The 280-nt window shown below is 35.4% G+C and carries 1 protein-coding gene; it reads right to left on the bottom strand.

Translation table 11 applies throughout. From position 1 onward, the window contains the following. On the bottom strand, nt 1-280 hold a 280-nt coding region (locus ACSG5Z_RS32430), incomplete at both ends, for a class I SAM-dependent methyltransferase (RefSeq protein ID WP_503827200.1).

Raw genomic sequence — 280 nt, 5'->3', positions numbered from 1 at the left:
GTTCATAAACACTTGTACAGAAAATGGATTGAAGAAATAAAACCGATTATCACGTGGATCAATCTCATATTCTTGCGCTAAACAGCATTCAACCCCAATTTTATCTTTACTGTTTCTTACCTTTCGTGCATAGCGCTCAAGATTATCCATTGCTTCTTTATAAAACTCTTCATTCATTTCAATTCCACCTGCTGAAGCACCACACTTATGGTGCATGTAAAAATTTAATCGTCCTTTTCCACATCCAAAATCTACAACCTGGTCGCTACTTATTATTTCA

Source organism: Bacillus pretiosus, from assembly GCF_051294775.1.
Lineage (GTDB): Bacteria > Bacillota > Bacilli > Bacillales > Bacillaceae_G > Bacillus_A > Bacillus_A wiedmannii.
This window is presented reverse-complemented; position numbering and strand designations above follow the sequence as displayed.